Raw genomic sequence first — 24,284 nt, forward strand, 5'->3', positions numbered from 1 at the left:
AGGATGGGTGCAGGGGGTCGGCGTGTCGTGGCCGCGCGTGATGCGCGGCGCCGGTTCAATGACGGTGATAGGACAGCGCGTCGAGATCGCGCCGGGCCGATGCATGCCCGGTGAGACCGAAACCGCGTGCGAGCGCGCCGAGCGTATCGATGGCGGACGCCGCGATCGTGACGCCGACGGCCGCGAGATAGCGGACGACGCCTCGCTGCGGCAACTGCTGATGATTCAGCGCGCGCAGGCTGTAGCCGAGCCGCATCGCCATTACGCAGAACGGGCCGAGCGGGCCGCTGCGACCGAGCCACTGCCAGCCGCGCGGCAGGTACGCGTTCACGAGATACGGTGTCAGCCCGACGCTGTCCTCGCCGCGCATCCAGCGCAGCTTCAGCGATTCGCGTTGCGTGTCCGGCAGCCGATGTTCGGTGTGCGCGGCCGGCGCGAACTCGACGGCTACACCAGCTGCCTGCATCCGCAGCCCCATCACCTGGCAATGCGCGCGATAGACGCCGTCGAGCGGCTCGTAGCGGAACCGCGCGAACACGTCGCGCCGGAACGCGACGTTGTTCGCGTAGAAATTGCGCGTCGCACCGTCACGCAGCGGGCTCGGGAAATACATGAAATCGATCGACGTCAGCGCGGTGCCGAGCACGGTCGGCGCATAGCTGGTGCGCCCCGCCACCGCGGCGGGCGCATCGCCGGCTTCGCGCGCGAACGGTGCGAGCAGATGCTCGAGCCAGTCGTCGGCCGGCCGGCAATCGGCATCGCCGAACACGACGATGTCGCAGCGGGCCGCGTCGACGCGATCGAACCCGTCGTTCTTCGCATCGTAGTAGCCGGTGCTCGCGCCGATCTCGACGAAGTCGATCGGGCGGCCGGCCAGCGCGGCGATCTCCTGGCACGCATCGGCCGGCAGCCCGTCGTGCGTGATGATCCATTGCGCGAGCGCCGCGGGCGGCACGGTCTGCTTCGACAGCGCCGAGACGAGACGCTTCAGGCTGTCGACGGCCTGCACGAGCCCCGCGCCGCCGCGCAGGTTGTTCGTCTCGAGCACGAGCGCTGCCCGCGCCGCCACGGCGCGAGCAGCCGCGCGGGTATGCCGCGTGGTGTCTGTGAAGTGTGGCATCCGGAATATCTCCATCGTCATGCGCACCGGCATGGATGAAACGAATGGGCGGGGAGCCCGCCGCGCATCGGCGAATGCGGGTCGCCCGCGACCGTCGTCGCAAAGCAGGCGGCCTGGAAGGCGCCCGCTTCGCGGGCCGTCACTCCTGGACGGACGGCGCCGATTCGGCGTCGGGATAGCGCGGCTTCGCGTTCTGCAGGTCACGCGTGTTCTTCTGCACGGCGACCGAGCCGAACAGCGCGAGCACGAACGACATCGCGTAGAAGCCCTTTTCGCTCAACTGCAGCGTCGCGTTGAAGAGGCCGACGACCAGCAACGCGATCGACAGCAGCAGCGCGATCCAGCTGAGGCCGTAGTAGATGCCGGTGACGGGAATGCCTTCCGCGCGATCGCGGACGCTCTTCTGCAGCGAAATGGCCGCATAGAGACCGAACACCAGCACGGTGAAGTAGTAGCCCTTCTCGTTGAGCTGCATGCCGGCATTCCAGAGACCGATCAGGAATGCCGCGAAACCGGCGAGCAGCGCGGCCCACGACGCGGCCACGAACGCGAACGACGGCTGCTGGATGGTGGTCTGGTTCATTGCTTTGCCCTCTCTTTCTTCTTGTTCGAAATCGTTTTCGTTGAACTGCGTTTCGCGCATGGTAGCAGCTTTGGCGCGTGCCACGACAGCCTCGCTTGCAGTCTTACATGCCGCGCTGCGCCCGCCGCCAACGTCCCGGCGTCGTGCCGAGCACGGCGCGAAACGCCTTGCCGAAGGCGGCTTCGGACTGGTAGCCGACCGCCTGCCCGATTTCCGCCTGACCGCGCTGCGTGTCCTGCAGCAGCGCGCACGCGTGCATCATCCGGATCTGCGCGACGAACGCGCCGACGCTCATCCCGGCCCGCTCGCGGAAATGCCGTGCGTACGTCGCGCGCGACATCGCGGACGCGTCGCCGAGCGACTCGACCGTCCACGGTTTCCCCGGCGCCTGCAGCACGGCCTGGACCGACGGGCCGAGCCGCGCGTCGGCCGCCAGCGCCAGCCAGCCGGACGGCACGCGCGCACCCCGACCGTATGCGCGCAACGCGTACGCGAGGAGCGCCTGGCCGAGCGCGTTCACGATCGCGCCGGCGCCCGGCTGCCCGTTCGACGCCTCGGTGCGCAGCACGCTCGTCAGCAGTTGCAGCGGCGCGAACCCCGACGCATCGCGCAACCCGACATGCAGCACGGGCGGCAGCGTGCGCATCAGCAGTTCGCCCGCGCCGCGCGCATAGACGAACCGCCCGCACAGCAGGTCCACGCTCGCGCCGCCCGGTTCGGCCGGATCGAGATTCGACTTGAGCGGCAGCACCGCGCCGCCGCCGGCGCCCTGTTCGCGTAGCGCCGCAGCCGGCCGCGACCGGCCGTCCCCTGCGTCGAGCAGGTCGTGCGCGCCACCCGCGGGCAGCAGCACGAAATCGCCGTCGGCGAGCTGCAGCGTGCGCCCGTCCGCGGTACGCAGCCGGCAGGTTCCGGCCAGCACCAGGTGAAACGCCGCCTCGCCGGACGGCAGCGGGTCGTGCGGCATCGCGAACGGCCCGTCGAGCAGGCAGCGCACGTCGAGCTCGACATGGCTGCGGCCCAGCGACAGGAGTTGACTCAACGCATCCATGAGACGATCGCGCTAAAAATTGACACTCTAGCGTATCGAAACCCTCAACGCGAACGATCAGAATAGCCCTGCATCGCCCGAGATCGCGGCACCCGCCGCCCTCCTCACCCCTACTCGAAAGGACGCATCATGCTGAACTGGAACGAATATCGGAAGGAACTCTCGACGCGCATCGGCGAGATCGCCAAGCTGTCGCCCGATACGCTGGCCGGCTACAAGGCGCTGTCGGGCGCCGGTGCCAAGACCGGCCATCTCGACGCGAAGACGCGCGAACTGATCGCGCTCGCGGTCGCCGTCACGACGCGCTGCGACGGCTGTATCGCCGTGCACACCGCCGAAGCGGCCAAGCATGGTGCGACCAAGGAGGAAGTGGCGGAAGCGCTCGGCGTCGCGATTGCGCTGAACGCGGGTGCGGCGCTCGTCTATTCGGCGCGCGTGATGGACGCGCTCGGCGAGTGAGCTCGACGGCCGCGGCGCTGCCGTCGCGTGGCGGCGCCCGGTCGGATGGGCCGCAGGCCGCCCGGTTGCGCATCGCGCATCCGGGCAGGCAAGGCAATCGATGTATGACGATTGGCCGGCGTACCTGCCCGAATGACTGGCCGCGTGCGCCCAGCACGGACGCGCCGCGAAGTCGGCTACCATGCGCGAACGATCCATCGTGAAGGAGCGCTCCATGTGCCGCTGGCTCGCCTATACGGGCAATCCGCTTCATCTCGAGACCGTACTGTTCCGCGCGAAGCATTCGCTGATCGACCAGAGCCTGCATTCGGAGCTGGGGGCGACGACCACCAACGGCGACGGCTTCGGCATCGGCTGGTACGGGCGCCCTGATGAACTTCCGTTCCGCTACCGCTCCGTGCATCCCGCGTGGAACGACCGCAACCTGCGCGAAGCCGCACGCGCGATCCGCTCGCGGATGTTCATCGCGCACATCCGCGCGGCCACCGACACCCCCGTGCAGGAAACCAACTGCCACCCGTTCCGCCACGGCCGCTGGCTGTTCGCGCACAACGGGCTGATCCGCGACTTCCACAAGCTGCGCCGCGACCTGACGATGAAGGTCGATCCCGCGCTGTTCCCGACGCTCGAAGGCTCGACCGACTCCGAACTGATGTTCCGTCTCGCGCTGACCTACGGCCTCGAGCAGACGCCACTGCCGGCGCTCGAGCGGATGGTCGGCGTGGTGGAAGAAACCGCCGGGCGGCATCGCGTGGCCGACCCGCTCAACATGACGATCTGCGCGACCGACGGTGAACGGATCATCGCGGTGCGCTATTCGAGCGAACGGCAGTCACGCTCGCTGTTTCACAGCACGTCGTTCAAGCACCTGCACGAGTTGTATCCGCACAACCCGCGTATCGCCGAGGCCGGCGACGACGCGTTCATGGTCGTGTCCGAGCCGCTCGTCGACTTGCGGGGCGCATGGGAAGAAGTGCCGGAGAGCACGGCGATCGTCGCGCACGGCGCCGACGTGCAGCAGCGGCCGTTCGGGCCGCGGCACAAGTAGCGCATTGGCACCGTTGACCTCATCTGGACGCTGGTATCAGACACACACGCACGAAGCAATTCGTTAAAAAAGGAAGGGATTACAAACTTTCCGTCGCGTTACAATCCGCCCCAGGAGTAAACAGAACCCAAGAAAGCAACTGCACGATCGCCCGCACCTCATATCGGAAATGCCCCAAGATTTCAAGAATTTGTCACCCGCCACGCCGACGAACGGTCGCTCCACCAGTCCGGACGGAAAACAGGATCGCGCCTTCGTGGTGTGGCTGACCGGCATCTCCGGCGCAGGCAAATCGACGCTGGCGACTCTGCTGCAGGAACACCTCGATGACCGCGGACTGCGCACCTATCTGCTGGATGCTGACCGCCTGCGCGAGGGGCTGAACCGGGACCTCGGATTCAGCGATGCCGATCGCCATGAAAATATCCGACGAACCGCCGAGGTGGCGAGGCTGCTGGTGGATGCCGGATTCGTCGTCATCGCTGCGCTGATCTCGCCATTCCAGGAGGCGCGCGCCAAGGCGCGTGCGCGCTTTGCGGCCGGTACGTTCATCGAGGTCTTCGTCGACGCTTCACTCGAAGTCGCAGAGGCTCGCGACCCGAAGGGACTCTACGCGTTGGCAAGGCAAGGCGCGATTCGCCAATTTACCGGCATCGATTCTGTCTATGAGCCACCGCAGTTCCCTGACGTTCATGTCAGGACGGCCGAGGCCAGTCCCTCGGAGTGTGTGGACGCGATCATCCGGAAACTGCCGCTGGACGGCTGACGCCGTCGCGATCGAACGCCGTCCCGCGAGCGTCGGTGCGCCATTCGCGCGAACGGCAAGGACGTCCGCACGCGATGCCAACGGACTCCGCCAGCCGTTCAGCCCGCGACACAAGTAAGGCGGCAGGCACGATACTCGCCGTCACGCGCGGCGAGAAAACCGCATCCGGATCGAATCGAGTTCGGCGGGCAGCCGGCGCGAACGCGCGCGCGGGCGCGGCAGCGCGGCGAACCCCAGCCGTTCGTACAGCGCGCGGGCCCGCACGTTGCGCGTCAGCACGTCGAGCACGACGTCGCGGCTGCCGTCGACCGGCAACGCGCCGGTATCCAGCGCATCGCGAAACAGCGCGCTGAACACACCCGTGCCGCGTTGACGTTCATCGGTCGCGCAATGCGCGACGAGGATCTGCGAACGCTTCGGCGCCGGAATTTCCGTTTCGAGGATCAGCCCGCGCAACAACTGGCCAATCGTGCGGCGCACGCCGAAAAAGCGCGCCAGCGCCCACACGACATGCACGTCGTCGAATGTCGTCCGTTGCCCGTCGTGAATCGCCATCACCGCCAGCACCGCACCGTCGTCGGCGACCGCGACACGATGCCGGCGCCACGAGAAGCGCCCGTAACGCGACCGGAACGCCTGTTGCAGGAACGCGATGCAGCGTGCGTCGCTTTCGCCGAGAAAGAACCCGAATTCCGCCACGCCGGAGGCAAAGACGAGCGGCGCGCACGCCGCCGCATCGCCCGCGTCCGCCGCACGAAACCGCACGCGCTCGCCGGCGCGCGGCACCGCTTGCGCGCACGCGCCGCCCAGCGTCACGCGCTGCGCCCCGCGAGGCGCGACAACACGGCGACCGTCCGGCTGATCTGCTCCGGCTCGTGCGTAGAGCAGATGAAGAAGCGCAGGCGCGCGGCCTTTTCCTCGACGGCCGGATAGAAGATCGGCTGCACGTTGATCCCTTCATCGAACATCGCATTGGCCCATTGCGCGGCCTTCAGCGAGCTACCCGTGATCACCGGCACGACCGCGAACCCGGCGCTCGTGCCCGTGTTCAGCCCGGCGGCGCGCGCCTCGGTCAGGAACTGCCGCCCGCGCGCCTGCAGTTGCGCGACGCGCTCCGGCTCGGCCTGCAGCCGCTCGAGCGCGGCCAGCGACGCTTCGGCGAGCGTCGGCGCGAGCCCGACGCTGTACAGGAAACCCGGCGCCAGATGCCGCAGCATGTCGACCAGCGGCTGGCAGCCGGCGATGAAACCGCCGCAGCCGGCCAGCGTCTTGCTCATCGTGCCCATCCACATGTCGACCTGGTCGGGCGCTACGCCGCAATGCTCGCGGATGCCCTTGCCGGTCGCGCCGAGCACGCCGAGCGAATGCGCCTCGTCGACCAGCAGGAATGCACCGTGGCGCGTCTTCACGTCGACGAAGCGCTGCAGGTCGGGGAAATCGCCGTCCATGCTGTACAGCCCTTCGATCGCGATCAGCACGTGCCGGTATTCGCGGCGCACGCGCGACAGCAGTTCGTCGAGCGCCTGCCAGTCGTTGTGCGCGAAGCTCAGCCGCTTCGCGCCGCTCAACTGCGCGCCCTGCACGATGCTGTTGTGCGCGAGCGAATCGTGGACGACCAGATCGCCGGGGCCGAACAGCGCGCCGATCACGGTCACGTTCGTCGCATGGCCGCTCACGAACGCGACGCAGTCGTCGGTTTCATAGAACGCCGCCAGCGCGCGCTCGAGGTCGCGCTGCACCGGGCGTTCGCCCGCGACCATCCGGCTCGCGGACGCCGACGTGCCGTAGCGGTCGATCGCGGCTTTCGCGCGCGACGACACGGCCGGATCGCCGGCCAGGCCGAGGTAGTTGTAGTTCGCGAAGTTCAGGTACTCGCGGCCGCCGATCTGCGTCGTCGCGCCGGCCACACCTTCATGCACGCGGAAAAACGGCGAGTCGACGCGCAGCTTCTCGCCCATCTCGCGCATGATCCGGACCTGCTGATACTGCGGCATCGATTCGAAGCGGCTGCGCGCCGATGCGGTTTGCGCGGCCAGCGTGCCGGGCACACCCGGTGCCGCGGCCGCATCGGTCGCGCGCTCCAGTTGCCGTTTCAGCGCTTTCGCCGCCAGTTGCTGGCGAAGTTGCTCTCCCAGTGCCATTGCTTCCTTCGCTTGTATCTCGAAAAGGCGCTATGTTACGCCGCGCATCATGAAAAAGTGTGGTGTCACGCGTCGGGAAACTCGGCCCACTGCCACGCATCGGGTTCGGCCAGCAGCGCGTCCACCAGCCGGAAATTCATCTCGTGGCTCGGCCGCAGCGCGCTCACGCGCGCCAGCAGCGGCGCGCCGGCCAGCGCGAGATCGCCGACCAGGTCGAGCACGCGATGCCGGACAAACTCTTCCGGCAGCCGCATCCCGCCCAGCACGCGATTGCCGACGATGGACGCCGTGCACGACGGCCGCGCGCCGCGCAGGATCGGCACCCCGCGCAGATAACCGGCGACGATCGCGGGTACCGCCCATTTCACGCGGCCGTACGAGCGCGATGGTGCGATTTCGGTCGCGAATGCGGCCGGCGTCAGCGCCCCGTCCCAGTGCATGTCGCCGAAGCCGCGCAGGTCGTTACGCACGCTCAGTTCGTAACGCGGCGCCGGTTCGATCCGCATTTCGCGCCGCTGGTCACCCTCGCCGTCCGTGACGACGACGGGCCGCAGCACGCGGATGAAGCGTTTCGGCGCATCGAGCGCGACACGGCCGCACGCGCGGATCGCATCCACCCAAGGCGCGGCGCTGCCGTCGAGAATCGGCACTTCTTCCGCATCGATCTCGACGATCGCGTGATCGATCTCGCACGCGAGCAGCGAAGCGAGCAGATGCTCGATCGTCCGAACGCCGACGCCGTCGGCGTTGCGCAGCATCGTGCACAGCGGCTGCGCGCGGCGCAGCGCGGGATCGACCGGCAGCGTCGCGAGCGTGCGCCCCTGCGCGACGCGACGGAACGCGATGCCCGTCACGCCCTCTTCCGGACGCCCGGGCAGGATCCGCACGCCCACCCGGCGCCCCGTGTGCAGCCCGTGACCGTCGATCGCCAGCGGACGTGCCAGCGTGCCCTGACGCGTCGCCCAGCCGGACGGCGCGCTCATCGCGCGACCTCCAGCGTCGGCGACGCCTGGCCCGCGACGGGTGCCTGCTGCGCTTCGAGCATCGCGCGCGCTTCGCCGTCGATCGCATGCTTCGCCGCGAGCGCCGCGACGGCCTCCTGCGCGGCATCCGTCGCGGAACCGGCATCCGCATCGGTCGACGCGCCGATCGAATCGACGATTCGTCCGGCCAGCGTCGTCACCGACGCGCCCTCGGCAATCGCCATCACCGACAGCTTGACCTCGAACGCTTCCTCGACCGCGAGGCCGAGCTCCATCCCCATCAGCGAATCCATGCCCATGTCGAGCACCGACTTGTCGAGCGCGATGCGATCCGGCGTCATGTGCAGGATTCGCGCGATCTGCCCCTGCAGCGTCCGGGCGACCAGCGCGATCGCTTCATCGCGCGGCAACGCCAGCACGTCTTCCCGCAGCTGCGTACCGCCGTCGCGCGCATCGCCGCCCTTCACGTGCGATTGCAGCAGCGAATACCGGCGCGCCTTCGCGGCAGGCATCCCGCGCGCCACGGCGTGCCAGTCGAGCCGGACTACGGCTTCGCCTGCCGCGCCCGCCACCAGCGCGCGCTCGAGCGCGACCATCGCCTCGTCGGACGTGATCGACGCACCGCCGATCCGCGACTGCAACGCCTCGCGCGTATCCGCGTGGCGCGCGAGGAAGCCGACGTCCTCGAGCGGCCCCCATGCCATGAACGTGCCCGGCAATCCCGCCGCGCGACGATGTTCGACGAGCGCCTCGAGGAAGGTGTTGGCCGCCACGTAGTTCGATTGCCCCGGATTGCCGAGATAGGTCGTCGCCGACGAATAGACCACGAACAGGTCGAGCGGCAACGCGCGCGTCGCGCGATGCAGGTTCCACGCGCCGGCCACCTTCGGTGCGAGCACCGCGGCCATGCGCGCATCGTCGAGATTGCGCACGAGGCCGTCGTCGATCGACATCGCGGAATGCAGCACGCCCTTGAGCGGGCTGCCGCGCCGGACGATCGCCTCGATCATTGCGTCGACTGCCGCTGCGTCGGTCACATCGCACGACACGACATCGACCGTGACGCCGAGCGTCGTGCGCCAGCGCTCGACTTCCTCGCGCGCGGCGGCAGCGAGCTCGCCGGAACGACTCGCCAGCGTCAGCCGGCGTGCACCGCGCTCGACCATCCAGCGCGCGCTCGCAAGACCGAGCCCGCCCGTGCCGCCGACCACCAGGTATGTGCCATGCGGATCGAGCGCGAGCGAACCCGCGCGCGTGACGCCGCGCGTCGGGGCCGGCGTGCCGGACGGATAGGTCACGAGCACCTTGCCGATCTGGCGCGCCTGCTGCATGTAGCGGAACGCATCTTCCGCCCGTTCGGCCGGAAACGCGCGATACGGCAGCGGATGCAGCACGCCTGCCTCGAACAGCGCCATCACTTCGCCGAACAGGCGCGCGGTCAGCTCCGGCAGCGCACCCATCAGCTGATCGGCATCGATGCCGAAATAGCTGATGTTGTTGCGGAACGGCCGCAGCCCGATATGGCTGTTTTCGTAGAAGTCGCGCTTGCCGAGCTCGAGGAAACGACCGAACGGCCGCAGCGTATCGATGCTGCGCACCATCGCTTCGCCGGCAAGCGAATTCAGCACGATGTCGATGCCCTGGCCGCCCGTCAGCGCACGAATCTCGTCCGCGAACGCGAGGCTGCGCGAATCGAGCACGTGGTCCGCGCCGAGCAGACGCACGAACTCGCGCTTCTCGTCGCTGCCGGCCGTCGCGAACACTTCCGCGCCGAAGTGGCGCGCGAGCTGGATCGCGGCGATCCCGACGCCACCCGCGCCGCCGTGCACGAGCACGCGTTCGCCGCGACGCAGGCGCGCGAGCTCGACGAGTGCGTAGTACGCGGTGAAGAACGTGGTCGGCACGGTCGCCGCTTCCTCGAACGACAAGCGTTCGGGTTTCAGTGCGATCGCTTGCGCGCGCGTCCTGACGCGCGTCGCGAACGAGGCCGGCGCGAAGCCGAGCATCGCATCGCCCGGCGCGAATCCCGTCACCGCGTTGCCCACGCGGACGACGCGGCCGGACAATTCCATCCCGATCGTCGCACCCGCGAAGCCGGTCTCGACCGCCTCATCGGACAAGAGCCCCATCGCATACATCACGTCGCGGAAATTGAGGCCGGTGGCAACGGGCTCGATCTCCACCTCGTCGTCACCCAGCGGGCTTTCCGGCAACGCGAACCATTCGAGGTTGCGCAACGAGCCCGGCGCGTCGAACGCAAGCACGGCCGCACGCGCGATCGCGCCATCGTTGCGGGCCGCGGCCTGCGCGGCCGTCAGCATGCGCGGCACCTGCCGCCCGTGGGCGCCCAGGACGACTTCTTCCTCGACCGCTGCGCCGGTCAGCTCGCGAATCAGCGCGTCGGGGATCCGGTCCGCCGCGCGATCGACGTCGATCAGACGGCACGCGAGCTCGGGATGCTCGTTCGCCAGCACGCGACCGAGACCCCACAGCGTGGCCTGTTCCGGATGCGCATTCGCGGTCCCGGCAAATGGCGCGCCGCCACGCGTGACGACGGTCAACCGCGTGGCCGCGTTCGGCTGCGCGCCGAGCGCGCGAACGAGTGCGGCAAGGGCAATCACGCCGTTCCGCTGCGCGGCCATCAGGCCATCCCCCGTCGTCGATTCCGCGAGCGGCGTTTCCGGCGCGCAGAACACGACATGCGCCGGCTGCCCGGCCGGCAATGACGCGATCGCATCGGCCGCGTGCGTGACGTCGACGATATCGGCCGGATAGCCCGCGCGCGCCAGCGCATCGGCCAGCCGCCCGCCGAAACTGTCCGCGGCATCCGGAGCGTGCATCACGAGCCATTGCTCGCTGCGTGCAAGCGTATCGAGATCGCTCGGTTCCTCGCCGCGTTGCGCGACCACGGCGCTCGCGGGGTTACGCGCGATGACGAACGTCGGCGTGCCGTCCAGATCGAGCGATTGCTCGACGTGCCGCACGACATCGACGAAGCCCGCGCGTTCGAGTGCGGCATCGAGATCCGCCGGCGCCAGCGGCGCGGGCGCATCGGCTTCCGTCGACGAAGCCTGCGCGCCGGATACGATGTCGGAGAAACGGCCGCGGCGCGACTCGGCCAGCAGCAGCAATCCACCCGGCGCCAGCCATGACCGCATCGCATTCAGCGCGTCGGCCACATCGTGCCGGCCGCTCAACGCGCGGTTCGCGACGATCAGGTCGTAAGGGCCGGCTTCGTCGGCGGCCAGCGACAACCGCTCGCCCGCCTGCAATGCAACCGTGCGCACCGCCGCTTCCGCATCAGCGTCGAACCCGGCGAGTTGGCCGGCAGTCGCCGCAATTGTGTGATCGCAGCGCGCGGCCGCGAGATGCATGCCGAGCGTCTGCAGCACGTCGCCGTCCGTCGCGCCCAGCTCGAGCACGCGCAACCGGCGTGCCGGTTGCCATGCGTCGACCGCCTGCTCGACGCTCGCGCTCAGCAACGCGTGCACGTGCTGCCACGTCGGCGATGCCGCAAGGAGTTGTTCGACCAGGCTGTGCCCGGTCGGCGACAGCAGGCGGGCGCCATCCTTCGCGCCGTTCAGCACGTCCGGCAACGCCGCGCCGCAATGCGCGAGCAGCGTCAGCTCGGCTACATGCCCCGGCGATTCGGCCAGCAGCCCGCGCCACAGCTCGTCGAGCGGCGGCAACGCCGCGCACGCCGCGTCGTCGCGCACGAGCAGCGCGCCATCGCGATGAGCGAGACCGTCCTCGACCAGCATGTCGGCAAGACGTGCGGCCAATGCCTCACGCCCGGCCGCCGGCTGCCAAGTGCCGGCGAATGCGCCGAGCGCATCGAACGCGCGGAGCGCATAGAGGCTCGCCAACACGTCGAGCAGCGGCAGGATTTCGGTCAGATGCTGAGTCCGGCGGCCGTCGTGCCCGGCCGCATCGAGCCGTGCGACAGACTGCGCGAGCAGCGCGTCGGGGGTCGGTAAACCGGCTGCATTGATGTCACCCGGCAGCGGCACTTCTTCCAGGCGGTAGACGAAGCGCGCGGGCAGGTTCTGCCGGCGGCCGACGAGATCGACGCGCCGGAACCGGCATGCGCCGAGCCGCGCGACGATCGCGCCGCGCGCGTCGAGGAATTCGAAATGCGCGACGATCGAATGCGGGCTGTGGCGGTCGATCCGCACGAGCACCCGCTCGACCGTGTCGCCGCGCAGATAGTCGACCCGGCCGATCTGCACCGGCACGTAAGCCGGATGCTCGCCTTCGCGCGCGCGCGCCGCCAGCAGTGCGAACAGCGGATGAAACCCGCTATCCATCAGCGCCGGATGCAGCAGATAGGCGGACAATGCCCGCGCGTCGCCGCATGCTGCCGGCGCGGCAACGTCGGCCAGCGCCGCGCCGTCATCCGCGGCGACCCGCACGGTGCGGACCCAGCGGAATGCCGGCCCGTAGCTGAGGCCGATGGCCGCCGTGTTTGCATACAGCGTGTCGCCATCGGCCGCGGGCAACGCGAGCAGACGATCGAGCGCGCCCGACGGCACGACGCTCGCATCGCCGAGCGTGTTGCCGCTTTCCAGCATCCGCCCCGTCACGTTCAGCGTCCATGCACCGTCGGACATCCGGTCGCGCGTCTCGATCGTGAAGGTCGCGGTACGCGGCTCGATCACGAGCCGGAACAGCTTCGCCTGCTGCGGCTGGAATACCACCGGCGTGCGGATCTCGACGTTTTCGAGCGCCGCATCCGGCGTATCGAAGAAGGTGCGTGCCGCGGCGAGCGCCATTTCCACGTAGCCCGCACCCGGGAACGCCACGCCGCCGTCGACGACGTGATCGGCCAGCATCGGCAGCTTCGCCGGATCGAGCTGGTTTTCCCACGCGAATGCGTGCTCGTGCAGGCGATAGCCGAGCAGCGGATGCTCGCGGCGACGATTGACGAGGCCGTAGCCTTCGACGGTCGGCGTCAGCCAGAAATGGTCGCGCTGCCACGGATAGGACGGCAATGCAGCACGCGCTTCGCCGGGCGCGAAGCGGTCGGGATCGACGCTCGCACCGTGCGAGATCGCCGCGAGAATCGCTTGCCGCAGCGTCGCCGCGCTGCCGTGATCGCGCTTGAGCGTCGGCAGCGCCACACCGGTCGCGCCGGCGGCCGCGAATGCCTGCTTCACGTACGTGCGCAGGATCGAATGCGGCGAGACCTCGACGAACAGCCGGACGCCCTGCTCGATCAGATGCGCGATGCCGTCGCCAAAGCGCACCGGCTCGCGAATGTTGCGCCACCAGTAGCGGGCATCGAGCTCGGTGCCGGCCAGCGCGCCGCCGGTCACGGTCGACACGAACGTGCCGTTGCCCGGCTGAGGCCGCAGGCTCGCCAGCTCGGCCAGCACGACCGGCTCGATGCGGTCCATGTGGCTGCTGTGGAACGCGTAGTCGAGATCGAGCATCTGGAAGAACTTGCCGCTGCCGCGCAGCGCGGCCTCCAGTGCCTGCAAGCCCTGCAGCTCGCCCGCGAGCGTCACCGCGTCGGGGCTGTTGATGCCCGCGATCTCGACGCGCCGCGCCAGCCCGTGACGCGCGATCAGTTCGCGCGCCGCCGCGTCGCCGATGCCGACGGCCGCCATCCGGCCGCTGCCGCGCGTCATCGCCTGCGCGCGGCTGCGGATCTTGATCACGCGAACCGCGTCGGCGAGCGACAGCGCGCCCGTCACCCACGCCGCGGCAATCTCGCCGACGCTATGGCCGATCGCCGCGTCGTAACGCATCCCGCGCGCATCGATCACGCGAATCATGCCGACCTGGATCGCGAACAGCAGCGGCTGCGCGTTCTCCGTCGCGGCGAGCCATTCGGCGCCCGCGCCGGCCAGCCATTCCGCGCTCGGGCCGCCGCGCATCACGTCGACGAGCGACGGGCTGCCATCGGCGCACCACAGCGCGTCGACTTCGTCGAGCGCCGCGCGGAACACGGCGTTCTCCGCATAGAGTTCGTTGCCCATCCCGACCCACTGGCAGCCGTTGCCCGAGAAGACAAGCGCGGTGCGCACCGCTTCGGCCGGCGCGTGGCCGGTTGCCACGCAGGCCGGCAGCCCTTCCGCTGCCGGCTGGGCCAGTGCCGCAAGCGCCGCGCGGCCTTCGGCTTGGTCGGCCGGGGCGACGATTGCGCGATGCTCGAGCCATTGTCGACGACGAGCGGCCGCGGCGGCCAGCGCCTGCCAGTCGCCGCCGTTGTCGAGCGCCACCAGATAGCGGCCCGCGAGCGCGCTGAGCGCGTTCGCGCTGCGCGCGGTCAGCACGAGCGGAGACAGTTGCGCCTGCGTCGGCTCGGGCGCGGCCGTCGATGCCTCGTTTGCAGCAGGCGCCTCCGTCAGCACGACGTGTGCGTTGGTTCCGCCGAAGCCGAACGAGTTGACGCCGACCGTCAGCGGCGCGTCGCCCGCGTCGAGCGGCATGTAGCGATCGACGACGCGCAGACGCCCGCCGTTGAAATCGATCCCGGGATTAGGCGTGACGAAGTGCAGCGAGCGCGGCACCGCGCGATGCTTCAGGCACAGCACGGCCTTCAGCAGCCCGGCCATGCCGGATGCGGTCTCGAGATGGCCGATGTTGGTCTTGACCGAACCGATGAGCAGCGGACGGTCCGCCGGGCGCTCGCCCGACACGACGTCGATCAGCGCACGCGCCTCGATCGGATCGCCGACCGCCGTGCCGGTGCCGTGCGCTTCGAGATAGGCCAGCGACTGCGGATCGATGCCCGCGCGCGCGTACACGCTGCGCAGCAGCGACGCCTGCGCGGCCGCGCCCGGCACGCTGATGCCGCCCGGCGTGTGGCCGACCGAGTTCACGCCGGAGCCGGCGATCACCGCGTGGATCGTGTCGCCGTCGGCGAGCGCGCGATCGAGCGGCTTGAGCAGCACGAACGCGCCGCCTTCCGAGCGGACATAGCCGTCGCCGGTCGCGTCGAACGTGCGGCAACGACCGCGAGGCGACAGCATCGACGCCTTGGAGAAGCTGACGAAACCGAACGGGTGCAGCAGCAGGTTGACGCCGCCCGCGAGCGCCACGTCGGCTTCGCCGGACTGCAGCGCCTTGACGGCCTGGTGGAGTGCGACGAGCGACGACGAGCAGGCCGTGTCGACGGACATGCTCGGGCCGCGCAGGTCGAACAGGTAGGACACGCGGTTCGACGCGATGCTCAAGGTGTTGCCGGTCGCCGAATATGGATCGATCACGTTCAGATCGTCCATGTTGCGGTTGCCGTAATCCATGCTGGCGGCGCCGACGAAGACGCCGCAGTTGCTGCCGCGCATGTCGGCCGGACGCACGCCCGCGTCCTCGAACGCTTCCCATGCGAGTTCGAGCAGCAGGCGCTGCTGGGGGTCCATCTGGGCCGCTTCGCGCGGGGAAATGCCGAAGAACGCGGCATCGAAGCCGGCGACGTTGTCGAGCACGCCGGCCGAGAACGTGTAGCTCTTGCCCGGCTCGCGCTTGGACGGGTGCTGGTAGAAATCGGTGCCGAAGCGGTCGGCGGGGATTTCGGTGACTGCGTCGCGTTCGTCGCGCAGCAGTTGCCAGAAGTCGCCGAGATTGTTTGCGCTTCCGGGAAACCGACAAGCGATCCCAATTATTGCAATCTTGCTGTTCATCTTTTATGTCGCTTTCTCGGATGCGCACGGCTCTTCCGTGCGATTTCCGTCATCTTGTACCACATGCAGCAGCGCCGCCCCAAGCTCTTCGGCTGCCAAATTCCGGCATTCGGGAGCATCTGTGCCGTAATTTCGCCAAATGAAGTAGTCGCTGGTTTGTGGAGAAACACCCAGCTTTTCGAATACGTGAGGTATCGCGGGAACGTGGTCGCCGTAAAAACAAACGACTGTTTCACGATCGCTGGCGCGCAAATGATCGAGCAAGCGGCCGATCATTGCGTCGGCGTTTTCAATATGGCGAAGGTATGCAGTCAGGTCGCGCCAGGATGCGTCTTCGCCGAGAGTATGCCTTGAAGACGATTCGCCAGGCAAAACCTGCTCGAGATGCAATGGGCCGTGGTTCTCCATTGTCATGGCGAAGATGAACTGTGGGCGATCACGGTCCGCCGCCTCCAGCGTCGAAACGATTGCGTCGGCAACGGCTGCATCAGCCACGTACGGACCGGCACGCGAAGCGGACGCAAAATGATCGATATCGAGGAAACGGGCAAAGCCGAGCAGCGGAAATACCCGGTCTCGCCCGAAGAAATCCGCGTAATAGGGGTGTATTGCAGCTGTCTCGTAACCGCCACGTCCCAGCCATGACGCGAGTGACGCGATTCGATGCCTGACAAAGGCGTACGGATAAAAGCGTGCATAGCCAAGCGCAAAGGATTCCGTGCCGGTCAGCACAGCAAACTCCGTACGCATGGTGTTCGCGCCCCAGGCAGGAACGGTCATCTCGCCGCGCCAGACGGCCTCGCGGCGCGCGTCGTCGAAGCACCTGAAAAGCCCGGGCTCAATCGTGTCGCCGAGCCGGCGCACGTCGAAGAACGATTCACTCTGGATCACGATCACATCGGGGTGCCGTCGCGGCTCACCAATGGCGAATGGTCCGGCCGCCATCACTTCACGGAACTTCCGGAATGTCGCGGGACGCAGGCCATTGAACAGATAGGCGACAAACACGGCAAAGAAACCGTGACGCCGCTGGTCGACGTTCGGATCAAGTGTGAGCGGCAGGCGAGCGGCGACGGATACGGCAAGCGCGAACGGCAATACCACCGCAAGCCAGGTCGTTGCGGGTGAACCTGAAGATACGGGCCGCTCGACGACGAAGCCCGCGATCACCAGTACGATGCCTGTCCCAATCGCGGCGACTTTGCCCACGCTCAGGAATGGCAGGTAGAGACGGGGATGCGAAAACAACTGGCTGAAGAGACTGAGATCGGTAAATACGAACGGCTCGCGCAACGACTCGTACTTGGCATTGCTGACTGCAGCGACAAGACCAACGAGCGCGAGCGTCGCGCAGGCCGAAAAAAGCGGCCGCAACGTGACGGCAACCAGCAGGTCAAATAAAAAGAGTACAGAAAGAATGTGAAGTGCTGACGACAGCAACGGTCGCCGCCACGGCGCGCGCGGAACGGCGACCGCATCGAACGCGAACGACAACGCAACGGTGGCCGTAAGCACCCACGTATGGCCCCCGCTCAATTGACCCGGCCCTTCGACGGCAGATACGACAAGCGGCCGAGAATCGCATCGGCCAGCCCAGCGGGCAAAACCGACAACAGGCGCATGCCCAGCGCGAGCAAGCCCGGGAACGCGATCTCGCTGCGCCCCGCATCGAGCCGGCGGCGAATGTAGGCCGCAGCACGCTCGGCACTCCACAGAAATGGCTTGTCGCCGGGGAACACGTCGCTCATCGCCGTCTCCACGAACCCGGGAAGGATCACTGTGACCCCCACCCCGCGGCGGGCCAGCAGCGGCCGCACCGAGTCTCCATAAGCCTTGATCGCAGATTTGCTCGCGCAATAGGCAGGCGAGATCGCCATGCCGCGCAGCGCGGCGAGCGAGCTGACCATTGCAACGCGGCCACGCCCGCGCGAGCCCATCCGTTCGACGACGGGCAGGACCGTGTTAAGCATGCCGTAAAGGTTGGTATCGATAACGTGCGCGGTGCGCTCCAACCCCTCCCAATCCGAAGCCGATGCGATCGTGCTTGCTACACCCGCATTCGCGATCAACAGGTCGATCGGATGCCGAGTGTCGAAATCGTCGAGCCATGCAGCCACGGCCTGCGCCTCACGCACATCGATGACACCTGTTTCCACCGTGGCCCCGCTCGCGCGGCATACCGCAGCGGTCGCATTGATCCGCTCGCGATCGCGACCGATCAGACCCAGCACGGCCCCGGGTCGTGCGTAGGCAAATGCAATGGCTTGACCGAGGCCGGCGCTGGCTCCGGTAACGACGACGTGGGCCGGCCCTTGACTACGCATGCGCGCGATCCAGGCGGTCGACCGATCCCTTTACCGCCATCTCGATGCCGGTACGCGTGTAGAAATCGCCGTTGATCTGCGTGTAATGCATGATGTAGTCTAGGAAGGCTTGATAAAGATCCATGTCCGGCTCGCTCCCTTGCCCCCAGAATTCATCCAGCGTTCCCTGCCAGGTCAACCCGGGAATTGAGTAGATGGCGTCGCCCAGCGTGATCAGCGGCCGCCGATGATGCAGCGCCGACAAGCCCACCGTGCTGTTCACCACGACCACGCCCTTCGCATGATCGAGAAGCGTCGGCAAATGCCCGGCATCGATAAAGCGAACCCGGTCGGCCACGCGCAACTCATGAGCCAGCCTTTCGGTATACCGCCTATATTCGATCAACCCCGTATCAAGAGGATGATTCTTAATTACCAGCAATGAATCCGGTTCAGAGTATGCCGCAAACGATTGCATTACACGGTCGATCGCGTCTCGGACCCCATCAAATGGTGAATGGACAATAATTTGCGCGTCCGAATTCAATTGCAGCGGGAAAAGATAAAACTCCCGGCCTTTCGCAAGAAGCTCGGCGGTCACACGCTCGGCCTCGCCTTGGTGAAGCCGCTGCAGTAGCGCCCGCGACGCCAGTCCCGCGTACTCAAACAGGCCATTCTTCGGCCGGTGACTCCGATAGTGAGGGAACCGTGCGCTGAGGAATGCATTGGCCGCACGGTAGCGGATGTCGTGAAACGCGCGCTCGTACAGGTTGTACCCCGTTGGGCGGCCGACCCCGGCCGGGGGCGTCGAGCCACGCGCCGCGTAGTAAACGGCCGGATCCTTCGGCAACGACGACCGGCCATTCACGCCACCGCACTCGAGCGTCAGCCAATGAGGGCGGACGTATCCCTCCTCGAACACATGGACCCGGAGGCCGCTCGCCTCAGCGATTGGATGAATGGGGCGATGAATTTCCCTACAATCGCCGAACATGACGACATCAGTAAAATTACCCGACCTTACAATGTCGCCGTACCACTCCAGCAAATGCTCGACCGGGTCTGAGTAGTTCCAGCTTCCCTTCGAACCCGAATAAATCAGATCCCCACCACAAAAATTGACCCTACGAACCCAGTGTCCGCGCTCGCGTAGCGCGGCAGCCAGCCTGCCAAAAAAAGGGGAAGCCGTACCCTGCAGGACAAGAAAGGAGCGTTGCATGTGAAAGCATCAAGGCCGCACGATCCCGCCGAAGGACCCCCCCACGGCCAGGCCAGCAGCAGTTTTAAGCAGTAGTTTTAATAAGCAAACCGGTGCTCCAGAACCGGCAGAGAATACAGTACCTTTGTGAAAATATAAACATCAGCGATTTCGCAACATGCACGCGGTCACAGCGAGCGATAGCGCTAGTCACTCCACGTAGCTATAATCGGCGGCTCGTTTTAAAAACCTACTGCGTTCGCCGCCTCGCTCACGCGAAAGCTGGCATGGGCGGCGCATGCCAGATGCGGCAGGCAACGCCTCCGACGTTTGTCAGCCGAAATGGGATGCACCGCCGCACCGGTCGTTGCGCTTCCCTGCCCCCGCTCGTCGGAATTCGCAAGCCCGTTGCTACGGGATGGGAAAAATATTTAGTCTGGGAATTGCGTTGGAAACCACATCTAGCAACGAAGCGACTGTACCGCCCAACAACGGCAAGAAGCCCCTGATGGAGCGCATCAAGGGAATCAACCGCCTCTTCGCATGCACCGTCATCGTCCCGACCGCGATCGCGGTCGCCTACTTCGGCCTCATCGCATCCGATGTCTACGTCTCGGAATCGCGCTTCGTTGTACGCAGCCCACAGCGGCAAATGCAAACAAGCTTCGTGGGCGCATTGCTGCAAGGCTCCGGCTTCTCGCGCGCGCAGGACGACACCTACGCGGTGGTCGACTATATCCAGTCCCGCGATGCGCTACGTGAGCTGAACAAGGCGGACTATATTGCCAACGCATACGGCGACCACGGCGACTTCGTCAGCCGGTTCTCGAAGTCGTTCGACAACAGCTTTGAAGCCTTGCTGAAATACTATCGCAAGCACGTCGTCTCGGTTGACTTCGACTCCGCCTCCGCCATTACGACCCTTCAGATCCGCGCCTATACCGCGCAGGATGCTGAAAAGATCAACGAATCACTGCTGGAGTTGAGCGAAGGCCTCGTCAATCGCATGAATGATCGTGCCGCGAACGATACCGTGCGATTCGCGCAGAAGCAGGTTGACCAGGCAACCGCAAAGGCCAAAGATGCAGCCGCAGCGCTGGCCTCATACCGGAATACGCACACGGTTTTCGATCCCGACAAACAATCCGCGCTGGAACTGCAGCAAGTCAGCAGCCTGCAATCGCAGTTGCTGACGGCACAGAGCCAACTAATCCAGCTGCAGTCCACCGCGCCGGCAAACCCGCAGGTCGCGACGCTGAAAACGAACATTTCGACGCTTCAGCGTCAAATCGAGGCAGCCACCAGCGGTGTCGCCGGCCGAACCGGCTCCCTGTCGGACAAGGCCGCACAATACGCACGCCTGCAACTGGAGTCGCAGTTTGCGGACAAGCAGTTGGCTTCCGCGATGACGGGCATGGAAAACGCGCGTGCCGAATTGCAGCGCAAGCAGCTCTATCTCGAGCGGCTTGTCGAGCCCAACACCCCGGACATCGCAATCGAGCCGCGACGCCTGAAGTCGATCTTCGAGACTTTCGCGTTGAGCATGATCGTCTGGGGCATCTTGAGCCTGTTGCTGGCCGGCGTCCGAGAGCACTATGACTAATCGGCACGCCGTGCATCACGACACGCCCTTCTTTCGCTCGTTGCACATCCAGTTCCGCGTCGTCGGCGCGCTGCTGATGCGTGAAATCATCACGCGCTATGGTCGCCACAACGTGGGCTTCCTGTGGATCATGTGCGAACCGATGATGTTTACGCTCGGCGTCACGGCCCTGTGGACCGTCACCAAGGCGACTCACGGTTCGACGTTGCCGATCACGGCATTTGCCGTCACCGGATATTCGACGGTGCTGCTATGGCGCAATTGCGCAGGCCGCTGCTCGCTCGCGATCCAGCCGAATCAGAGCCTGCTCTACCATCGCAACGTCAGGGTGATCGATCTACTGATGGCCCGCCTGGTGCTCGAGATATCCGGCGCGACGATGTCGTTTTTCGTACTGAGCGTGCTCTTCATCGGGATCGGCATGATGGCGCCGCCGCACAACATCGCCCTGATCCTCGGCGGATGGATTCATATTGCGACGCTCGCTTGCGGCCTCGGGTTCACGCTTGGCGCACTGAGCGAGCGCAGCGAAACCGTCGAGCGGGTCTGGCACACGATCGCCTACCTGTTGTTTCCGTTGTCGGGCGCTGTATTCATGGTGGACTGGATGCCTCAGTATGCGCAGAAATTCGTTTTGCTTCTGCCAATGGTGCATGGGGTAGAAATGATCCGGTCTGGTTATTTCGGCCCTCTCGTCAAGGCACATTACGACATCGGTTATATGGTGACCTTCGACCTGGTTCTTCTACTCATCGGTCTGTGCCTCGTCCGCGAAGCCAGCAAGCACGTGGAGCCGGAATGATTGCACTCAAAGGCCTGAGCAAGGCTTATCACACCCGGACCGGCCGACGTACGGTACTCGATGACATTTCGCTGACCGTAAACAAAGGCGAACGTGTCGGCATTCTCGGACGCAACGGTGCCGGGAAGTCGACGTTGATCCGGATGATCAGCGGCGCAGAACCTCCGACGGCCGGGCGTATTACGCGCGACATGAGCGTCTCTTGGCCACTCGCCTTCGGCGGCGCCTTCCAGGGCAGCCTGACCGGAATGGATAACCTGCGTTTCGTATGCCGGGTGTACGGTGCGGATGCGAAGCGCGCAGAGCCGTTCGTGCAAGAGTTTTCGGAGCTGGGCAGCTACCTTCGAGAACCGGTGAAGACGTATTCTTCCGGCATGCGGGCGCGCTTGGCATTCGCAATTTCGATGGCGATCGAATTTGATTGCTTCCTGATCGACGAGATTATCGCGGTTGGCGACAGTCGCTTTCACGCGAAATGCCATCACGAGCTGTTCGAAAAGCGACGGGATCGAGCACTCATTATCGTCAGCCACGATGTCGCCTATGTTCGACAGCACTGTGACCGCGCAGCCGTACTGGTGCAGGGAAAGCTTCACAATTTCGCGGACGTCGGCCAGGCGTACGATTTTTATCAGGCCAGCACCGCTTGAGCCCGCATCGCCGTACGATGCGGGCAATTAGTCTGATGTAAAGGCATTCCGGAAAATCAGGCCGGAATTCAATCGACCGTTCAATTCTACTGGTCGATTATCAACAGATATCGAATAGGGCGACGCGCGCGAGCGCAAGGGTATTTGAGTGGCAACTTACCGTCAGAAACTGATCGTCGTTCTTGCGATGCATCGCAGCGGCTCGAGTGCAATCACCAATATGCTCCCCGTACTGGGCGTGCAGCTTGGTGACGCATTACTTCCTGGCATTGAAGGAAACAACGCAAAAGGGTTCTTCGAAGATAGCGACCTCAATGCGCTCAACATCGCTATGCTCGATGCCGTGGAAAACGACTGGCATCATCTGACGTCGCTCGAAGAAACCGATTTTGACACGTTGCGCCGCAAGGGCTTTTTCGGACAAGCAGTCGATCTGCTGCAAAAGAAAATCCGCGATACGGATGTATTCGGATTCAAGGATCCGCGGGTATCCAAATTGCTCCCCTTCTGGCAACAAGTTTTCGCGCATTGCCAGGTCGAGACGCACTATCTGATCACCTTGCGCAATCCGGTGAGCGTCGCTCGTTCACTCAAGGAACGCAACGGCTTCATTCCAGGAAAAAGTTACCTTCTGTGGCTTCAGCACGTCCTGCCGGGGCTCATTCAGACCAACGGCGCATCCAGATGCATTGTGGATTACGACGCCTTTCTTGAAGCGCCTCAGCCCTATATCGATTTGTGCGCAATGCGTTTCGGCCTGACGATCGACCCGCAACGTCTGGCAGCATACGAAACCGAGTTTCTGGACCATTCGCTGCGGCACACGGTTTTCTCGAACGCAGACTTCGATCTCGAACCCATGTGTCCGACCATGGTTCGGGATGCTTACATGGCACTCAGGGCATGCGCTCTCCAGGAACACGATCTGGACGATCCCGAATTGCGGCAGCGATGCATCGCCTGGAGCCACGCTCTCACGGGCATGCAGCCCACCCTTCGGTTGATTGACGCGCTATCGGCTCAGGTCGACCTCTATTACCAGACTGCGATGCAGAATGGCGGAGAGTTCGCTCGACAAAGGGATCTGTGCCGCTTGCTCGAAGACAAAATTACGGAGCTCGAACGACAGTCAAGGGCGGACGCGCATAATGCAACGCTTCGAATCGACGCATTGTCGCAGGCGCTCCAATTGAGCGAAGCTGCCGTGAGCCGCGTCACTGCGGAGCATGCCGCAAGCGAATTGACCTGGAACCAGGAAGCACTGGTTCGAGAAACCACTCACAATCAGCGGATCCGCGCACTCGAGATAGAATCTTCCCGTGAGCGGGAATCATTGATCGCTGCGGTCGAAACCGCCCAGCAAAATCTCAGTAGCCTGGTCGCCGAGAAACGCATCTCCGTCGAAGCTGACGCGCGTCGAGAACTTCAGTGGCAACAAGCGCTTGACGAACAACGCGACGGGCATCGCCTGCAATTGACCTTTCTCCAAGAAAAATCGGAAGCCGCCCTGGCCGCGGCCCTGCTGAAAACCCAGACGCTCACTGGCCAGCTGCACGAATCGCAAACAGCACTGCGCGGCGCCGACGACAAGCGCATCGCGCGCGAAGCGCAGTTTCACGATGAAGTGAAAGCGCTTCAAGCGGATGTCGAAGAGGCGCGACGCGAACTGCAGGCTCGCGATCGGCAGCATCAGGCGGAAGCGACGGAATACCAGGCGCAGTGCAGTGCAACCGACGCGCGGATCCACATGCTCGAACAGGACCTGCGGGCAACCCGCGACGAACTGGAGCGGATCAAGGCAAGCGCCTCGTGGAAATTCACTTCGCCCTTACGACGAATAGGACGCTGGATTATCCCTGCCAGATAGCGAGGCAGGATGAATTGACTGAATGGCAGGCGGCGGGAGAGCGCCAAGATTCCCTGCCACACCACCGAAGCAAAATACATCG

Annotated in this window: 17 protein-coding genes; 7 read left to right on the forward strand and 10 right to left on the reverse strand. The window is 65.6% G+C overall.

Annotated features, from left to right (window positions below):
• Positions 1-55: 55 nt before the first annotated feature.
• The 3 genes from LGM89_RS30740 to LGM89_RS30750 all read right to left on the reverse strand — a co-directional run bounded on the left by LGM89_RS30740 (position 56) and on the right by LGM89_RS30750 (position 2,754).
• On the reverse strand, positions 56-1,120 hold the full coding sequence (locus tag LGM89_RS30740; RefSeq protein WP_226274920.1) for a glycosyltransferase: 1,065 nt from the start codon (positions 1,118-1,120) through the stop codon (positions 56-58).
• 139 nt (positions 1,121-1,259) lie between these two features.
• Positions 1,260-1,703, reverse strand: a complete 444-nt coding sequence (gene yiaA / locus LGM89_RS30745) for an inner membrane protein YiaA (protein ID WP_069249222.1) — start codon at positions 1,701-1,703, stop codon at positions 1,260-1,262.
• Positions 1,704-1,806: 103 nt separating this feature from the next.
• The gene (locus tag LGM89_RS30750) at positions 1,807-2,754 is read right to left on the reverse strand and encodes a cupin domain-containing protein (protein WP_226274921.1); all 948 of its coding nucleotides are present in this window, start codon (positions 2,752-2,754) and stop codon (positions 1,807-1,809) included.
• A gap of 129 nt (positions 2,755-2,883) precedes the next feature.
• Here LGM89_RS30750 and LGM89_RS30755 point away from each other — a divergent pair, with 129 nt between their 5' ends.
• The 3 genes from LGM89_RS30755 (at position 2,884) to cysC (ending at position 5,027) form a co-directional block, all read left to right on the forward strand.
• Complete coding sequence (locus LGM89_RS30755; protein WP_011351062.1) at positions 2,884-3,213, forward strand: carboxymuconolactone decarboxylase family protein; 330 nt, start codon at positions 2,884-2,886, stop codon at positions 3,211-3,213.
• 214 nt (positions 3,214-3,427) lie between these two features.
• The gene (locus LGM89_RS30760; protein WP_089444998.1) at positions 3,428-4,261 is read left to right on the forward strand and encodes a class II glutamine amidotransferase; all 834 of its coding nucleotides are present in this window, start codon (positions 3,428-3,430) and stop codon (positions 4,259-4,261) included.
• 169 nt (positions 4,262-4,430) lie between these two features.
• Positions 4,431-5,027, forward strand: coding sequence for an adenylyl-sulfate kinase (gene cysC / locus LGM89_RS30765; protein ID WP_226274922.1), 597 nt, complete (start codon positions 4,431-4,433; stop codon positions 5,025-5,027).
• 141 nt (positions 5,028-5,168) lie between these two features.
• On the opposite strand, the gene LGM89_RS30770 is transcribed toward cysC, so the two are convergent.
• The 7 genes from LGM89_RS30770 to LGM89_RS30800 form a co-directional block, all read right to left on the reverse strand.
• Entirely contained in the window at positions 5,169-5,843 is a 675-nt protein-coding gene (locus tag LGM89_RS30770) for a GNAT family N-acetyltransferase (protein WP_226274923.1), read from the reverse strand.
• Positions 5,840-7,168 (reverse strand): aminotransferase class I/II-fold pyridoxal phosphate-dependent enzyme, encoded by a 1,329-nt coding sequence (locus LGM89_RS30775; RefSeq protein ID WP_226274924.1) that lies wholly within the window; start codon positions 7,166-7,168, stop codon positions 5,840-5,842. The genes LGM89_RS30770 and LGM89_RS30775 overlap by 4 nt, the downstream gene beginning before the upstream one ends.
• Positions 7,169-7,233: 65 nt before the next feature.
• A complete protein-coding gene (locus LGM89_RS30780; protein ID WP_069353729.1) occupies positions 7,234-8,151 on the reverse strand; it encodes a UDP-3-O-acyl N-acetylglycosamine deacetylase in 918 nt (305 codons plus the stop codon).
• The gene (locus LGM89_RS30785) at positions 8,148-15,779 is read right to left on the reverse strand and encodes a type I polyketide synthase (protein WP_226274925.1); all 7,632 of its coding nucleotides are present in this window, start codon (positions 15,777-15,779) and stop codon (positions 8,148-8,150) included. Before LGM89_RS30785 ends, LGM89_RS30780 begins: the two co-directional genes overlap by 4 nt.
• Before the next feature lie 3 nt (positions 15,780-15,782).
• Positions 15,783-17,294 (reverse strand): LTA synthase family protein, encoded by a 1,512-nt coding sequence (locus tag LGM89_RS30790; RefSeq protein WP_226274926.1) that lies wholly within the window; start codon positions 17,292-17,294, stop codon positions 15,783-15,785.
• 17 nt (positions 17,295-17,311) lie between these two features.
• Complete coding sequence (locus tag LGM89_RS30795) at positions 17,312-18,103, reverse strand: SDR family NAD(P)-dependent oxidoreductase (protein ID WP_226274927.1); 792 nt, start codon at positions 18,101-18,103, stop codon at positions 17,312-17,314.
• A complete protein-coding gene (locus LGM89_RS30800) occupies positions 18,096-19,301 on the reverse strand; it encodes a capsule biosynthesis protein (RefSeq protein WP_226274928.1) in 1,206 nt (401 codons plus the stop codon). Before LGM89_RS30800 ends, LGM89_RS30795 begins: the two co-directional genes overlap by 8 nt.
• A 487-nt stretch (positions 19,302-19,788) precedes the next feature.
• On the opposite strand from LGM89_RS30800, the gene LGM89_RS30805 reads away from it, so the two are divergent.
• From LGM89_RS30805 to LGM89_RS30820, 4 genes are all read left to right on the forward strand, one after another.
• Positions 19,789-20,883 carry a hypothetical protein gene (locus LGM89_RS30805; protein ID WP_226274929.1) on the forward strand — a complete coding sequence of 365 codons (1,095 nt, stop codon included), beginning with the start codon at positions 19,789-19,791 and terminating at the stop codon, positions 20,881-20,883.
• Complete coding sequence (locus LGM89_RS30810; RefSeq protein WP_089430653.1) at positions 20,876-21,685, forward strand: ABC transporter permease; 810 nt, start codon at positions 20,876-20,878, stop codon at positions 21,683-21,685. Before LGM89_RS30805 ends, LGM89_RS30810 begins: the two co-directional genes overlap by 8 nt.
• Positions 21,682-22,335, forward strand: a complete 654-nt coding sequence (locus tag LGM89_RS30815; protein WP_059590821.1) for an ABC transporter ATP-binding protein — start codon at positions 21,682-21,684, stop codon at positions 22,333-22,335. Before LGM89_RS30810 ends, LGM89_RS30815 begins: the two co-directional genes overlap by 4 nt.
• 148 nt (positions 22,336-22,483) lie before the next feature.
• A complete protein-coding gene (locus LGM89_RS30820; RefSeq protein ID WP_226274930.1) occupies positions 22,484-24,202 on the forward strand; it encodes a hypothetical protein in 1,719 nt (572 codons plus the stop codon).
• The last annotated feature ends 82 nt before the right edge of the window (positions 24,203-24,284 follow it).

Origin of the sequence: Burkholderia sp. AU31624, from assembly GCF_020420065.1 — a bacterium.
In the GTDB taxonomy this organism is placed as follows: Bacteria; Pseudomonadota; Gammaproteobacteria; order Burkholderiales; family Burkholderiaceae; genus Burkholderia.

What these genes read in the sequence shown, in the direction of transcription:
- LGM89_RS30740 (WP_226274920.1), bottom strand. Translation starts at nt 1,120, where the DNA reads ATGCCACACTTCACAGACACCACGCGGCATACCCGCGCGGCTGCTCGC.
- yiaA (WP_069249222.1), bottom strand. Translation starts at nt 1,703, where the DNA reads ATGAACCAGACCACCATCCAGCAGCCGTCGTTCGCGTTCGTGGCCGCG.
- LGM89_RS30750 (WP_226274921.1), bottom strand. Translation starts at nt 2,754, where the DNA reads ATGGATGCGTTGAGTCAACTCCTGTCGCTGGGCCGCAGCCATGTCGAG.
- LGM89_RS30755 (WP_011351062.1), top strand. Translation starts at nt 2,884, where the DNA reads ATGCTGAACTGGAACGAATATCGGAAGGAACTCTCGACGCGCATCGGC.
- LGM89_RS30760 (WP_089444998.1), top strand. Translation starts at nt 3,428, where the DNA reads ATGTGCCGCTGGCTCGCCTATACGGGCAATCCGCTTCATCTCGAGACC.
- cysC (WP_226274922.1), top strand. Translation starts at nt 4,431, where the DNA reads ATGCCCCAAGATTTCAAGAATTTGTCACCCGCCACGCCGACGAACGGT.
- LGM89_RS30775 (WP_226274924.1), bottom strand. Translation starts at nt 7,168, where the DNA reads ATGGCACTGGGAGAGCAACTTCGCCAGCAACTGGCGGCGAAAGCGCTG.
- LGM89_RS30780 (WP_069353729.1), bottom strand. Translation starts at nt 8,151, where the DNA reads ATGAGCGCGCCGTCCGGCTGGGCGACGCGTCAGGGCACGCTGGCACGT.
- LGM89_RS30785 (WP_226274925.1), bottom strand. Translation starts at nt 15,779, where the DNA reads ATGAACAGCAAGATTGCAATAATTGGGATCGCTTGTCGGTTTCCCGGA.
- LGM89_RS30795 (WP_226274927.1), bottom strand. Translation starts at nt 18,103, where the DNA reads ATGCGTAGTCAAGGGCCGGCCCACGTCGTCGTTACCGGAGCCAGCGCC.
- LGM89_RS30800 (WP_226274928.1), bottom strand. Translation starts at nt 19,301, where the DNA reads ATGCAACGCTCCTTTCTTGTCCTGCAGGGTACGGCTTCCCCTTTTTTT.
- LGM89_RS30805 (WP_226274929.1), top strand. Translation starts at nt 19,789, where the DNA reads ATGGAGCGCATCAAGGGAATCAACCGCCTCTTCGCATGCACCGTCATC.
- LGM89_RS30810 (WP_089430653.1), top strand. Translation starts at nt 20,876, where the DNA reads ATGACTAATCGGCACGCCGTGCATCACGACACGCCCTTCTTTCGCTCG.
- LGM89_RS30815 (WP_059590821.1), top strand. Translation starts at nt 21,682, where the DNA reads ATGATTGCACTCAAAGGCCTGAGCAAGGCTTATCACACCCGGACCGGC.